14 protein-coding genes and 1 pseudogene are annotated in these 13,830 nt (G+C 55.4%); 6 read left to right on the top strand and 9 right to left on the bottom strand.

The window, feature by feature from the left end; all coding sequences use genetic code 11:
* Nucleotides 1-57 precede the first annotated feature (57 nt).
* The 4 genes and pseudogenes from ACR42C_RS13690 to rlmA all read left to right on the top strand — a co-directional run bounded on the left by ACR42C_RS13690 (nt 58) and on the right by rlmA (nt 3,244).
* Nucleotides 58-202: pseudogene (locus tag ACR42C_RS13690) on the top strand (DUF2627 domain-containing protein).
* A 13-nt stretch (nt 203-215) separates the two neighbouring features.
* Nucleotides 216-425, top strand: a complete 210-nt coding sequence (gene cspE, locus ACR42C_RS13685) for a transcription antiterminator/RNA stability regulator CspE (RefSeq protein ID WP_001062678.1) — start codon at nt 216-218, stop codon at nt 423-425.
* 217 nt (nt 426-642) lie between these two features.
* The gene (gene ftsI / locus ACR42C_RS13680) at nt 643-2,361 is read left to right on the top strand and encodes a peptidoglycan glycosyltransferase FtsI (RefSeq protein WP_479984226.1); all 1,719 of its coding nucleotides are present in this window, start codon (nt 643-645) and stop codon (nt 2,359-2,361) included.
* A gap of 67 nt (nt 2,362-2,428) precedes the next feature.
* Nucleotides 2,429-3,244 carry a 23S rRNA (guanine(745)-N(1))-methyltransferase gene (gene rlmA, locus ACR42C_RS13675; RefSeq protein WP_116339256.1) on the top strand — a complete coding sequence of 272 codons (816 nt, stop codon included), beginning with the start codon at nt 2,429-2,431 and terminating at the stop codon, nt 3,242-3,244.
* Here the strand turns inward: rlmA and mntP are convergent.
* The 5 genes from mntP to manX all read right to left on the bottom strand — a co-directional run bounded on the left by mntP (nt 3,241) and on the right by manX (nt 7,400).
* Nucleotides 3,241-3,807: a manganese efflux pump MntP gene (gene mntP / locus ACR42C_RS13670; protein ID WP_061099650.1), complete on the bottom strand. Its 567-nt coding sequence runs from the start codon at nt 3,805-3,807 to the stop codon at nt 3,241-3,243. The two genes, rlmA and mntP, sit on opposite strands and share 4 nt — an antisense overlap.
* Before the next feature lie 399 nt (nt 3,808-4,206).
* A complete protein-coding gene (locus ACR42C_RS13665; RefSeq protein WP_479984225.1) occupies nt 4,207-4,665 on the bottom strand; it encodes a DUF986 family protein in 459 nt (152 codons plus the stop codon).
* A 54-nt stretch (nt 4,666-4,719) separates the two neighbouring features.
* Nucleotides 4,720-5,571, bottom strand: a complete 852-nt coding sequence (locus tag ACR42C_RS13660) for a PTS mannose transporter subunit IID (RefSeq protein ID WP_006810994.1) — start codon at nt 5,569-5,571, stop codon at nt 4,720-4,722.
* A gap of 12 nt (nt 5,572-5,583) precedes the next feature.
* Nucleotides 5,584-6,384: a PTS mannose transporter subunit IIC gene (gene manY, locus ACR42C_RS13655; protein WP_003859914.1), complete on the bottom strand. Its 801-nt coding sequence runs from the start codon at nt 6,382-6,384 to the stop codon at nt 5,584-5,586.
* Nucleotides 6,385-6,431: 47 nt separating this feature from the next.
* The gene (gene manX / locus ACR42C_RS13650) at nt 6,432-7,400 is read right to left on the bottom strand and encodes a PTS mannose transporter subunit IIAB (RefSeq protein WP_163329887.1); all 969 of its coding nucleotides are present in this window, start codon (nt 7,398-7,400) and stop codon (nt 6,432-6,434) included.
* Between the two features lie 461 nt (nt 7,401-7,861).
* On the opposite strand from manX, the gene yoaE reads away from it, so the two are divergent.
* Complete coding sequence (gene yoaE / locus ACR42C_RS13645; protein WP_116339262.1) at nt 7,862-9,421, top strand: CNNM family cation transport protein YoaE; 1,560 nt, start codon at nt 7,862-7,864, stop codon at nt 9,419-9,421.
* 250 nt (nt 9,422-9,671) lie between these two features.
* On the opposite strand, the gene sdaA is transcribed toward yoaE, so the two are convergent.
* The 3 genes from sdaA to pabB form a co-directional block, all read right to left on the bottom strand.
* A complete protein-coding gene (gene sdaA / locus ACR42C_RS13640; protein ID WP_028013531.1) occupies nt 9,672-11,036 on the bottom strand; it encodes an L-serine ammonia-lyase in 1,365 nt (454 codons plus the stop codon).
* Between the two features lie 184 nt (nt 11,037-11,220).
* The gene (locus ACR42C_RS13635) at nt 11,221-11,799 is read right to left on the bottom strand and encodes a CoA pyrophosphatase (protein ID WP_116339264.1); all 579 of its coding nucleotides are present in this window, start codon (nt 11,797-11,799) and stop codon (nt 11,221-11,223) included.
* A gap of 2 nt (nt 11,800-11,801) precedes the next feature.
* Entirely contained in the window at nt 11,802-13,130 is a 1,329-nt protein-coding gene (gene pabB, locus ACR42C_RS13630) for an aminodeoxychorismate synthase component 1 (RefSeq protein WP_479984224.1), read from the bottom strand.
* 61 nt (nt 13,131-13,191) lie between these two features.
* On the opposite strand from pabB, the gene ACR42C_RS13625 reads away from it, so the two are divergent.
* Nucleotides 13,192-13,374 carry a YoaH family protein gene (locus ACR42C_RS13625; RefSeq protein ID WP_008500497.1) on the top strand — a complete coding sequence of 61 codons (183 nt, stop codon included), beginning with the start codon at nt 13,192-13,194 and terminating at the stop codon, nt 13,372-13,374.
* A 6-nt stretch (nt 13,375-13,380) separates the two neighbouring features.
* Here ACR42C_RS13625 and ACR42C_RS13620 read toward each other — a convergent pair whose 3' ends face one another.
* Nucleotides 13,381-13,725: a RidA family protein gene (locus ACR42C_RS13620; protein ID WP_252030264.1), complete on the bottom strand. Its 345-nt coding sequence runs from the start codon at nt 13,723-13,725 to the stop codon at nt 13,381-13,383.
* Between the last annotated feature and the right edge of the window lie 105 nt (nt 13,726-13,830).

The following is a 13,830-nucleotide window of genomic DNA, read 5'->3' as shown; positions in this document are numbered from 1 at the left end:
ATATTAAACATAGTGTGTGATAACACGTTTTGGGTCAAACGAGGTACAGTTCTGTTTATGTGTGGCATTTTCAGTAAAGAAGTCCTGAGTAAACACGTTGTCGTTGAATACCGCTTCTCTGCCGAACCTTATATTAGTGCCTCATGCAGTAATGTCTCAGTTTTATCTCAGTTAATGCCTGCGGGCTAAGAAAACACTCTAAGGAATTTTGCAAAATGGCAAAGATTAAAGGTCAAGTTAAGTGGTTCAACGAGTCTAAAGGTTTTGGTTTCATTACTCCTGCTGACGGCAGCAAAGACGTGTTCGTACACTTCTCTGCAATCCAGGGTAACGGCTTCAAAACTCTGGCTGAAGGCCAGAACGTTGAGTTCGAAATTCAGGACGGCCAGAAAGGCCCAGCTGCAGTTAACGTAACTGCTATCTGATCGAACCGCTGCTGACTGGGGCGCATAGCGCTTCAATCTCAGACATAAAGCCTCGCATCATGCGGGGCTTTTTTATTCCCTTTCTTTCAGAATATTGCAATCTCCGGCCTTGTTAGCAACTTGTTGCAAAGCTGCGAGGTTAGTTGCACAGTTTCGCCTCCCAAAGCGCATCTTTTCTCGTTAAATCATGGCGTTGTTTAACAGTCCCGGGGTTCAGGTGAAGAAGAAATTGATAATAACCGCTGGCAATTTCACGCCGGCGCGTTTTGCGCTGCTCTGTTTCGCTATTTTCTGCAGTCTGGCCTTCTTACTTGGCCGCGTTGCCTGGCTACAAATCATTAAACCCGACAATCTGGTGAAGCAGGAAGATATGCGATCCCTCCGTCAGCTGGCGATTGATGCGCCGCGTGGGATGATTATGGATCGCGAAGGCCGCCCGCTGGCGGTCAGCGTGCCTGTCCGGGCCGTTTGGGCCGATCCTAAAACCGTGCGGGCGAAAGGGGGCGTCGGTTTTGATGAACGCTGGCAGGCGCTGGCAAATGCGCTGCATCTTTCACTGAACACGCTTGCTTCGCGAATTAACGCTAATCCCCAGGGCCGCTTCATCTACCTGGCGCGTCAGGTCGATCCAGCACAGGCAAAGTGGATTGATAAACTTAATTTGCCCGGCATTAATTTACGCGATGAATCCCGCCGTTTTTACCCGGCAGGCCACGTGGCGGCAAATCTGATTGGCTTCACCAATATTGACGGACAGGGCATTGAAGGGGTGGAAAAAAGCTTCAATACGCAGCTAACGGGTAAAGTGGGTATCCGACAGGTAAGGGAGGATCGCTACGGGCGCGTGGTTGAAAACCTGACGGAAGTGGCGCCCACGCCGGCGCATAACATCCAGTTGAGCATTGACGAGCGGCTGCAAACCATTACCGAAGACGCGCTGGATAATGCCGTCGCCTGGAATAAGGCCGAGTCAGGGGCCTCCGTGTTAATCAACATCCCCACCGGGGAAATACTCGCCATGGCGAGCTATCCTGATTTCAACCCCAATAACCGGGAAGGCGCGACGATAAACGATTTTCGCAACCGCGCAATCAGCGATACGTTCGAGCCCGGTTCGACCGTCAAGCCGCTGGTGCTGATGACGGCCCTGCAGCAGGGGCTGGTCCAGCCGGACAGCGTTATTGATACCCACCCGTATACCCTTGACGGGCATCGTATCCGCGACGTGGGTTATTATCCCGAGCTGACCATGACCGGGATCCTGCAAAAATCGAGCGACACCGGCGTATCCCGACTCTCGCTGGCGATGCCTGTACAGCATCTGATTGATACCTATCGAAACTTTGGTTTTGGTACCAACACGGGGCTTGGCCTAACGGGTGAGAGCGCGGGGCTGCTGCCACAGCGTAAATACTGGAGCCAGCTCGACCGCGCGACCTTTGCCTTTGGCTACGGCCTTATGGTCACGCCGCTCCAGCTGGCCCACGTCTACGCGACGATTGGCGGCTTCGGTCTTGAGCGTCCACTCTCCATCACCCGCATCGATCCCCCCGTTATCGGACACCGCGTCATGCCGGAAGAGATCGCGCACGAGGTGGAGCACATGATGGAGAGCGTTGCGCTGCCCGGCGGCGGGGGCGTTAAGGCCGCCGTTCGCGACTATCGCGTGGCGGTGAAAACCGGGACGGCGAAGAAAATTGATGATAGCGGCAAATATGTCGATAAATACGTCGCCTATACCGCGGGGGTTGCGCCTGCCAGCGACCCGCGTTTTGCCCTGGTGGTGGTGATTAACGATCCTCAAAACGGGGCCTACTATGGCGGGGCAGTTTCCGCACCGGTCTTCAGCGAAATTATGGGCAACGTTCTGCGCCTGGAGAACGTGAAGCCTGACGGGCTGCCTGCCGGTTCTGACCACCTTATCGTGATGCGGTAATCCAGCCGTTTTATAGCGGGGCGAATAGCGGTACACTTCGCCCTTTGGTTTATCTCCCGGAGTTGTCATGTCCTTCAGCTGTCCCCTTTGCCACGCGTCCCTGACGCGCTCAGATAAAAGTTATGCCTGTCCGCAGGGACACCAGTTTGATATGGCGAAAGAAGGGTATGTGAATCTTCTTCCGGTGCAGCACAAGCGCTCCCGCGATCCGGGCGATAGCGCAGAGATGATGCAGGCGCGCAGGGCGTTTCTCGATGCCGGACACTATCTGCCGCTGCGGGAAACGGTAGCGCAGATGCTGAATGACATGTTGCCTGATTCGGCGTCCGCCATGCTTGATATCGGCTGCGGGGAAGGGTACTACACCGCACGGTTTGCGGATGTGGTGCGTGAAAAGGGGGCCGTGACATTCGGTCTCGACGTGTCGAAAGTGGCGATCCGCGCGGCGGCTAAACGTTACGCTGGCGTGACGTTCTGCGTGGCATCCAGCCACCGGCTGCCGTTTGAGGATGTCAGTATGGACGCCGTTATCCGCATTTACGCGCCGTGTAAAGCAGAAGAGCTGGCGCGCGTGGTGAAGCCCGGAGGGTGGGTGATAACCGTCACGCCGGGCCCGCGTCACCTGATGGAGCTGAAAGGGCTCATTTACGACGAGGTGCGTCTGCATGCCCCGCACTCTGAACAGCTGACAGGCTTTACGCTGAAGCAGGAGCAGTCAGTGGCGTATGAAATGAATTTAAACGGTGAAGAGGCGGTAGCCCTGCTGCAAATGACGCCGTTCGCGTGGCGGGCAAAACCGGAAGTATGGGATGCGTTAGCGGCTCGAACGACGTTTGGCTGCCAGACGGATTTCAGTATCCACGTCTGGCAGCGCGACGCTTAAGGCGCGAAGTGTGCCCAGAGGATCTGGGCACCAATGCCGATCAGCACAATACCGCCTAAGATCTCGGCGCGTTTACCCAGCAGCGGGCCGATAAACCGTCCAACCATCATGCCCAGCGTGGACATAATCAACGTTGCACAGCCGATGGCCAGCGCGGTGGCGATAATATTGACCTGCAGGAACGCCAGACCCACCCCGACGGCCATGGCGTCCAGGCTGGTGGCAATTGCCGTAGTGACCAGCAGCCAGAAACCGTGGCGGTGCAGCGGTGCTTCATCTTCATCATCATTCCCGCGAAAACCTTCAATCACCATTCGGCCACCGAGAAATACCAGCAGGACGAACGCAATCCAGTGGTTCCACTCCAGCACGAACTGGCTGGCGAGCATGCCCAAACCCCAGCCAATGAGCGGCGTCAGCGTTTCGATGGCACCAAAGATCAGACCGGTGCGCAGAGCTTCTGAGAATTTAGGTTTGTGAAGCGTGGCGCCTTTGCCGATGGAAGCCGCAAATGCGTCCATGGACATGCCAAAAGCGAGAAGGATCGTAGCGGAGATGTTCATAAGAGCGTCCAGACCGGGGATATCCATATGACACATCACTGCCCCCAGTAAACAGCAGTTGATGTATCTATGGTCTCGCCTGATCCCTTTTGCACGGTAAGTGTGCTGAAAGCGATCCGTACGCGCCACGTTTTTCAACGAGTATGTTGACACGTACATTTCCTGCGTGCAGGAAATCGGCTACTCCCCAACGACGGGCGCAACCTTAACATATTTTGAGAATATAAAACAACAATGATAAAGGCTTAATTTATTCGCCTTTTTGATAACGATTTTCATTTAGATTTATGCGTGAAAATATCGTTAATAAATATAAGTCAATGAGGAGGGAAGATATAGCAACGGCTATATTCTTTGCGAAAGAATATCACAATATATAGCCGAGGTTATAATAATAACTCATTGAGTTTTAACGAGTAAGTTGTAGATTTTTTCAAGGTCATCAATATTTTTGACCCGGATGAGCAGGCGGCGTTGTTCTAATTGCATCACTAACACGCCGTCTTCGGATAAATTCATCTCTTTAATACGGTTATATTCTATCCATATGTTGGCGAAGAAGAATCCGTGTTTTTTAAAAATGAGTTTTGGCGAGCGGATCCAGAAAAGGTAAATCGCCATTAATGCCAGCGCACATAATAACCATGTGGTTAATATTGCACCGTGGCTGGTCACGTTATTGTATATCAGAATGACCACCAGGCCCGCGAAGATAAACGCATCAATGCGTCCTCGGCGCAAGAGGGGAAGGGCCAGCAGCGTCTCGCCGTGGCGGCGAGGCATTATGAACTCGTCATAGATCGCGTAAGCCAGAAGGGCAACAATAAATAAAACCAGTACGATGTCCGTAACAGTCATTCATCCTCCAGATAAAAAGACCGGGGGCAAGCCCCCGGTCGATAACGCAATGTCTTACAGGCCCAGCAGGCCGACAGCGTAGCCCGCGATACCGATGACGAAGAAGCCAACGATGATCCACAGCGGGTTCACTTTCTTACGCAGCAGCCACATACAGGCGAAGGTCAACAGCAGCGGCACCAGGCCAGGCATCAGCTGGTCCAGAATCGTCTGCACGGTGGTGACGCGGGTCTGACCATCCTGACCGGTGATGGTCGAAACCACCAGCGGGATGTTCACATGCGTCCATTTGTTAACCAGCGCCCCCATCACAAACAGGCCGAGAATTGACGCCCCCTCGGTCAGTTTCTGCAGGAAGCCGCCGCCCATATCCTTAACGATGTCCACGCCCTTACGGTAGCCGTACGCCACGCCGTAGTAACGGGTCAGCAGACGCACCGCGTTGAACAGGATGAAGAACAGCAGAGGACCGAGCAGGCTGCCGCTCATCGCGATCCCGGCACCCAGCGCCGCGAAGACCGGGCGAACGGTACCCCAGAAGATAGGGTCGCCCACGCCGGCCAGCGGACCCATCAGACCGACTTTGATACCGTTGATGGCACCATCGTCAATCTCCGCGCCGTTCGCACGCTGCTCTTCCATTGCCAGCGTCACGCCCAGAACAGGAGCCGCGACGTAAGGATGGGTGTTGAAGAATTCCAGGTGACGCTTAATCGCCTGACGACGCGCTTCGTTGTTTTCCGGATACAGGCGTTTGATCGCCGGTACCATGGAGAAGCAGAAGCCCAGCGCCTGCATACGTTCGAAGTTCCATGAACCCTGAAACAGGTTAGAACGGATGAACACGCCACGAATATCACCCGGAGTGAGTTTTTTCTCGGTGGTAGTTTTTGTCATATCAACCATTTCGCTCACCTGTTAGTCCAGTTCGTTATCGAGATCGTTGTTACCAGCAGCCTGCGCTGGGGCACCCGCAACGCGGTTATATTTCGGGCTGAGCTGGATGTAGAGAATCGCCATCACGGCACCAATCACACCCAGTGCAACCAGGTTGAAGTTGGTGAAGGCGGCGGTGACGAAGCCGAGGTAGAAGAACGGCATCAGGTAGCCTGCGCGCATCATGTTGATGACCATTGCGTAACCCACCACGACGATCATACCACCCGCGATGTTCAGACCGCTGGTGACCACTTCAGGGATCGCATTCAGCATGCCCTGAACTTCGCTGGTGCCGACAGAAATCGCAACGATAACCGCCGGGATCGCGATACGCATCGCCTGCAGGAACAGAGACGAAACGTGGATCCAGGAGAGTGCCGTGAGGTTGCCATTTTCGGCCGCCTTATCCGCCGCATGCTGGAACGCAACGGTGATGGTACGCACGATAATAGTCAGCACCTGGCCCGCTGCGGCAAGAGGAATGGCCAGGGCGATACCTGCACCGATACTCTGATGACCGGCAATAACCAGAACGGTCGAGATGATAGAGGCCAGCGCGGCATCGGGCGCAACGGCAGCACCGATGTTCATCCAGCCGAGGGCGATCATTTCCAGCGTACCGCCGATGATGATACCGGTTTTCATATCACCCAAAACGGCACCAATCAACGTACAGGCCACCAGAGGGCGGTGGAACTGAAATTCATCAAGTACGGATTCCATACCCGCAATACACGCGACGATGAACACCAGCACAATCTGAAGAGTGGTAATCTCCATTGTACTTCTCCTATGACATAAGCTTTATGTGAAAAACCGGCGCGGGCTTATTTCCCAACTTTACCGATCAAATCCATCATTTTCAGTTTCGGGTCAGTGGAAACTTTACGGGCTTCCAGCTCAATACCGCGGGCATTCAGCTTGTTGAACGCCTCGATATCTTTCGCATCGACTGAAATCGCGTTGTTGACCTGCGTTTTGCCCTGACGGAAAGCCATACCGCCGATGTTCACGGAGGTAATTTTCACGCCGCCTTCAACAATGCGCTCGACGTCTGTCGGGTTAGTAAACAGGAGCATCACGCGCTCGCCCGCATATTTCGGGTTGTTGTAAACGCGGATCATCTTGGCGACATCCACCACGTGCGCGGTAACGCCCGGTGGTGCAACCTGAGTCAGAAGGGTTTTACGGACGGTATCAGCGGCCACTTCGTCGCTGACGACGATGATGCGGCGAACGTTGGTCTCTTTGGTCCAGCGTGTCGCCACCTGCCCGTGGATTAAGCGGTCATCAATACGCGCAAGGCCGATAACCATGTAATCGTTCGGTCCCATCGGTTTTGCCGGTGCCGCCGCTTTCGGTGCCGCCGCAGCCGGGGCAGGGGCAGGTTTTTCAACCGGCTGAGCCTTCAGGGCTTTCACGCCTTCACGACCGGTTTCAACGGCCAGCGCGACCAGCTCATCGAAGCTCGGGTTGTCGTCGCGCGCCATAAAGGTTTCCACCAGCATGGGAATGTTAACCCCGGCGACGACTTCATAATGCTCTTTATCGACGACAATGCGGCTGGCAGCGTTAAACGGACTGCCGCCCCATGTATCGACGAGAAACAGCACGCCTTTGCTGGTATCCAGCTTCGCGAGTTGAGCGTTGTACTTCTCAATAAGCGTCTCGGCATTTTCACCGGGAACGAAATCGATCCAGCCGACGTTTTCCTGCTCGCCCAACAGCATCTCTGCCGTTTTGAGTAGCTGCTCAGCAGCCCAACCATGTGTGCCTATGACAATAGCAATGGTCACTTGCTACCTCCTTTTATTATCATTAATACGCCTGCCGGGCAGACGTACTGAGAATCGTATTGGCGAACCGAATCGATTCAGATAAGGGTTAGAGTTCAAAAACTAAGACTTCCGCGAATTATTTTAGATAGTGAAAAAATAATTTATGTGATGAAGATCCGTAATTTAGCTACACACGACAGATTTATCTTAAGGGTACAGCCACTGTGTTACAGATCTTTGCAAAGGAACGTAAATCTTTGCTAAAAATGCATTGTGTCTGATATGTTTAGCCTCCGTTTAATTGTTCAGGAGTATAGGGCCACAGCCCACTATATGGACCGTCACCGACGTCAGTCATCTACCAGGCCATTCCGCGCCTTTTTCACCGGCGAACCACGCCACGTATCGACTCTGTCTGCCTTATATTTGCCCACGTTGAGTGGGGCACCGTTTTGTCATTCCTTTAGCAGGAGCTTGTCATGGAATTCTTAATGGACCCGTCAATCTGGGTGGGACTGCTCACGCTGGTCGTACTGGAGATCGTTCTCGGTATTGATAACCTGGTGTTTATCGCCATCCTTGCGGACAAACTGCCGCCAAAACAGCGTGATAAAGCGCGTCTGATTGGTCTGTCGCTGGCGCTGGTCATGCGACTGGGGCTGCTCTCCGTCATCTCCTGGATGGTCACGTTGACCAAACCGCTGTTCTCCGTCATGGATTACACCTTCTCCGGGCGTGATTTGATCATGCTGATCGGGGGGATATTCCTGCTGTTCAAAGCGACGACGGAGCTACATGAACGGCTGGAAAACCGTCAGCACGATGATGGGCACGGTAAAGGCTATGCCAGCTTCTGGGTCGTGGTACTGCAAATTGTGGTGCTGGATGCGGTCTTCTCGCTGGATGCGGTTATTACTGCAGTCGGTATGGTGAACCATCTGCCGGTGATGATGGCGGCTGTGGTCATTGCTATGGCGGTAATGCTGCTGGCCTCGAAACCGTTGACGCGCTTCGTCAACCAGCATCCGACGGTGGTCGTGCTCTGTCTGAGCTTCCTGCTGATGATTGGTCTGAGCCTGGTGGCGGAAGGTTTTGGCTTCCATATTCCGAAAGGCTACCTGTACGCCGCGATTGGCTTCTCGATTCTGATCGAACTGTTCAACCAGATTGCGCGCCGTAACTTTATTAAGCAGCAGTCAAATCAGCCGCTGCGCGCCCGTACGGCGGACGCCATTCTGCGCCTGATGGGAGGGCGTCGCCAGGTGAACGTCCAGTCTGATTCCGAAAACCGTAACCCGGTGCCGGTCCCGGAAGGGGCGTTTGTGGAAGAGGAGCGCTACATGATTAACGGCGTGCTCTCCCTTGCCTCCCGCTCGCTGCGCGGCATCATGACGCCGCGCGGGGAAATTAGCTGGGTGGATGCGAACCTGAGCGTAGATGAAATTCGTCAGCAATTGCTCTCTTCACCGCACAGCCTGTTCCCGGTATGCCGCGGTGAGCTGGATGAGATCATCGGCGTCGTGCGGGCAAAAGAGATGCTGGTGGCGCTGGAAGAGGGCGTCAACGTAGAGGCGATTGCAGCTTCGTCGCCGGCGATTGTCGTGCCGGAAACGCTGGATCCGATCAACCTGCTGGGCGTATTGCGTCGCGCGCGCGGTAGCTTTGTTATCGTCACCAACGAGTTTGGTGTGGTACAGGGGCTGGTGACGCCGCTGGACGTGCTCGAAGCGATTGCCGGTGAATTCCCGGATGAAGACGAAACGCCTGAGATTGTGGCCGACGGCGAAGGCTGGCTGGTCAAAGGTGCGACCGACCTGCACGCGCTTTCGCACACGCTGGGGCTGGAAAACGTGGTTAACGACGAAGAAGACATCGCAACCGTGGCGGGTCTGGTTATCGCCGTAAACGGTCAGATCCCGCGCGTCGGAGATGTAATCGAGCTTCCTCCGTTGCACATCACTATCGTGGAAGCCAACGACTACCGCGTCGATCTGGTCCGCATTGTTAAAGAACAGTCTGCACACGACGAAGATGAATAAGTCTGCTTAACGGGTACGATGTGCCCGTTATGATGTGCTGGCGGGGAGGAGTTTCCCGCCTGCCATTGTGGCGTTAATACCGCCTCCGCTTCTCTCAACCCCTTTCGCAACGAGTCCAATACTTAGCCGCTGCCTGATATCAGGCAGTGCGCGAGCAGCCGCGACCGTAAAAGTGTAGTGGGGAAAGAAGGAAGAGACGAGAATGAAGGGAGAAATTCGCCCATCCGTTGCGGATGGGCGAAAGAGAGGATTAGTCGCACTGCACCTTAATGGCCAGACCGCCGCGCGACGTCTCACGGTACTTCGCGTTCATGTCTTTGCCGGTTTCGTACATGGTTTCGATTACCTTATCCAGCGACACGCGTGGTTCGCTGGTACGGCGCATCGCCATGCGCGAGGCGTTAATCGCTTTGACGGAAGCAATCGCGTTACGCTCAATGCACGGCACCTGCACCTGGCCCGCGACCGGGTCACAGGTCAGACCGAGGTTATGCTCCATGCCAATTTCCGCCGCCACGCAAACCTGTTCAGGGCTTGCACCCAGCAGCTCGGCCAGACCGGCCGCCGCCATGGAGCAGGCTACGCCCACTTCACCCTGACAGCCCACTTCAGCGCCTGAAATGGACGCATTCATCTTGTACAGCGCGCCAATAGCGCCTGCCGCGAGGAAATAACGGATATAGATATCCGGCGTCACGGGCTCAATAAAGTGATCGTAGTAGGCCAGCACAGCCGGGACGATCCCGCACGCACCGTTGGTTGGCGCAGTCACGACGCGACCACCCGCAGCATTCTCTTCGTTTACCGCGAGGGCAAACATGTTAACCCAGTCGACCACGTTCATCGGGTCGTTAGAGAACTTGTCGGTGGTCACCAGCATACGGCGCAGGGCAGAGGCACGACGCGGCACGCGCAGTGGCCCAGGCAGGACGCCTTCGGTGTTCATCCCGCGGTCAATACAGGCGCGCATGGTTTGCCACACGTTGGCAAAATAGTCCTCGATCTCTTTTTTGCTGTGCAGCGCCAGTTCGTTCTGCATCACCATGCCGGACAGCGACAGACCGGTTTCTTTGCAGTAGCCCAGCATTTCGGTGGCCGATTTGAACGGATAGGGCACGTTCACGTCGCCCGCGCTCTCTTTACCAAAATGCTCTTCGTCAACGATGAAGCCACCGCCGATGGAGTAGTAGGTTTTGCTGTAGATCTCTTTTTCGCCGCTCCAGGCGTGGATAGTCATGCCGTTTTCATGCAGCGGCAGGTTGTCGCTGCGAAAACGCATGCCGTCATCCTGTGGGAAATCCACTTCGTGCTGACCGTTAGCCAGCAGCAGGCGGCCGCGCGCTTCCACGTCGCGGATGAATGCCGGGATGGCATCAATATCAACAGTGTCCGGCATATTGCCCGCCAGACCCATAATAATGGCGATATCGGTGTGGTGGCCTTTACCCGTTAATGACAGTGAACCGTAAACGTCTACGGCGACACGGGTAACGCTTTCCAGTAATCCTTTTTCGACCAGATCATCGACGAACTGTTTACCGGCCTTCATCGGCCCTACAGTGTGGGAAGAAGAAGGACCAATCCCCACTTTGAACATGTCGAATATACTAATCACTTTCACACTCCTGACAGGGTTACCGGGGTTCCAGTAACGATGTTATAACTGCGCATAGTGTAAGAGGGAACACCGACCTCGGCTTAACTATTCACATGAATTAAACTAATGGTTGACGATGGGTTTTGCTAATAGCGCGACGCGGATCGCAAACCTGCAAAAAAGCATGGAATGTAAAGTATAGTCAAGGCTTCAGGCCGATTTGCAGCGCCAGTTCACGAATAATGCCCGCCGTCATGCCCCAGACAAAATAATGCTGATACCAGGACAACCAGACCCGATGGTCATGCCCCCGGCGATGGATATCCAGCGGATGATAGCGACTTAGCCGGAGCGCCTCTTCAAGCGGCATTTCAAACACCGCAGAGACTTCGTCGACGCTGGCGTGATACTGCAGGCCAGGCGGGATAATGCCGACCACGGGTGTGACCTGAAAGCCGGTGACGCTGTCGACCGGCGGCAGCACGCCGATGACCTCGACCTTTTCAGGAGGAATAGCCACCTCTTCCTGCGCTTCCCGCAGCGCGGCGGCAATCAGCGACGCATCGGTGCTGTCCACCGCGCCTCCCGGGAAGGCCACCTGACCGGCGTGTTTGCGCATATGCGGCGAGCGCTGCGTAAGCAGCAGGCCCGGCTGTTCCCGACGCACCACCGGGATCAGCACCGCCGCCTGGCGCTGATTCAGCGCCTCGCGGTTGACCTGCGGCCGCAATAGCTGAAAGCGCGACAGAAAATCATCCAGCGTCAGGTTCTCTTTCTCCACCGTTAGTTCTCCAGTTGTTTCAGGATACGGTTCACCTTATCAAAGGTTTCCTGATATTCCGCCTCGACCTGGCTGTCCGCCACAATGCCGCCGCCCGCAGAGCAGTATAGATTGCCGCCGCAGGCCGTCAGCGTGCGAATGGTAATGCTGGTATCCATGGTGCCGCACAGGCTGATATAGCCGATGCTGCCGCACCAGGCGTTGCGGCGGTGCGGTTCCAGCTCGTCGATGATTTCCATGGCGCGAATTTTTGGCGCGCCGGTGATGGAGCCGCCCGGAAACGCGGCGCGGAGCAGATCGCAGGCGGTGCGAGAGGCGGGCAGACGCGCGGTAATGGTACTGACCAGATGATGCACCGCCGGGAAAGGCTCGACGACGAACAGTTCCGGCACGCGCACGCTGCCTGGTGCGGCGACCCGGCCAATATCGTTACGCATCAGGTCGACAATCATCAGGTTTTCGGCACGATCTTTCGGTGATGCGGCGAGTTTTTCCGCCTGCCGGCGATCGGCATCAGGGTCCGCAAGACGCGGTAGCGTGCCTTTAATCGGGCGGGTTTGAATCATGCCCTCCGCGAGATGAATAAAGCGCTCCGGCGACAGGCTAAGGACCGCCCCCTGTTCCAGGCGTACGAACGCGCTGAACGGTGCCCTGTTGCTGGCATTGAGACGGATAAAGGCCTGCCACTCGTCCCCCTGATACGTCGCCTGAAAACGCTGGGCGAGGTTAACCTGATAGCAGTCGCCGCTTTGCAGATACGACTGAACGCGCGCGAATTTTTCGGCGTATTCCGCTGAGGTCATGTTCGAGCGCCAGCCGGAGGTGAGCGTAAACGTCCGCGCCGGGGCAGGCTGCTGCGCCTCAAGCCAGGCCAGACGCGCCTGCACGTCTTGATGGCTCAGAAGGGAAACCGTTCGTTTCTGGTGATCGACAATTAACGCCCAGTCATACAGCCCCACGGCCATGTCCGGCAGGGAAATATCAGCCTGCGCATGCTCCGGCAGCGTTTCGAAACGGCGACCCAGATCGTAACCAAACAGGCCCAGCGCGCCCCCCTGAAAGGGGAGGTCCGGATTCGGTGTGGCAGATAAGCCCAGTGCGTTAATGGCTTGCTGAAGCTGCACCAGCGGATCGTCCGTTAACGACAGGTCATCGGTTGTCAGCGTCTTCACCGGATCGGCCACCAGAATATCGAAGCGGCTATAGGGGTGGTCCGCATGACCGGAATGCAGCAGCATCGCAAACGGACGATGGCTCAGGCGGGCAAACCAGAATTCAGCGGCGTCTGCACGCCAGGGCAAGGTAATAACAGTGGGGAAGCGCATGTTCATGTGTGGCATACTACCGGGCAGCGTGAAATAATTAGCGCGAATAATTTAGCAGGAGTTGACGATGTTTGCAGGTTTACCTTCTCTGAGCCATGAACAGCAGCAGAAAGCGGTTGAGCGAATCCAGGAACTGATGTCCCAGGGGATGAGCAGCGGACAGGCGATTTCCCAGGTGGCGGAAGAACTGCGCGCCACGCATACCGGCGAGCGGATCGTGGCGCGTTTCGAGGATGAAGATGAAGAGTAATCGGGCTTAAACTGCCGCGATAATCTTAATCTCAACCTTATATTCCGGTTTCATCAATGTGGCCTGTACGGTGCAGCGTACGGGGGCGTGCCCCGCCACTACCCATGCATCCCAGGCTTTGTTCATCGCCGCGAAATCATCTTTATTGGCCAGGAAAATGGTCGCATCCAGAATCCGGGATTTGTGGCTGCCCTGTTTTTCCAGCACGGCATCAATCTGCGCCAGGGTATTAGCCGTTTGTTCGAACGCGTCCGCGTCCAGGTTAGCGGGTACTCCGGTGTAGTAGAGCGTCTGGTTATGGATCACCACATCAGACCAGCGGGCTTCGGCATCAATGCGCACAATTGTCATAAACGTTTCCTCGTTATTTTTCGTCGTCAGGCGGCAAGACTGCCATATTGTTCCACTGTCGTCACTATTTGGGGTGGCACAGGAGAGAATGGGCTGACATAATCC

This window comes from Enterobacter sp. MG-EB028 (genome assembly GCF_056673305.1).
The sequence above is the reverse complement of the archived record's forward strand: the minus strand, read 5'-3'. Positions and strand labels throughout refer to the sequence as shown.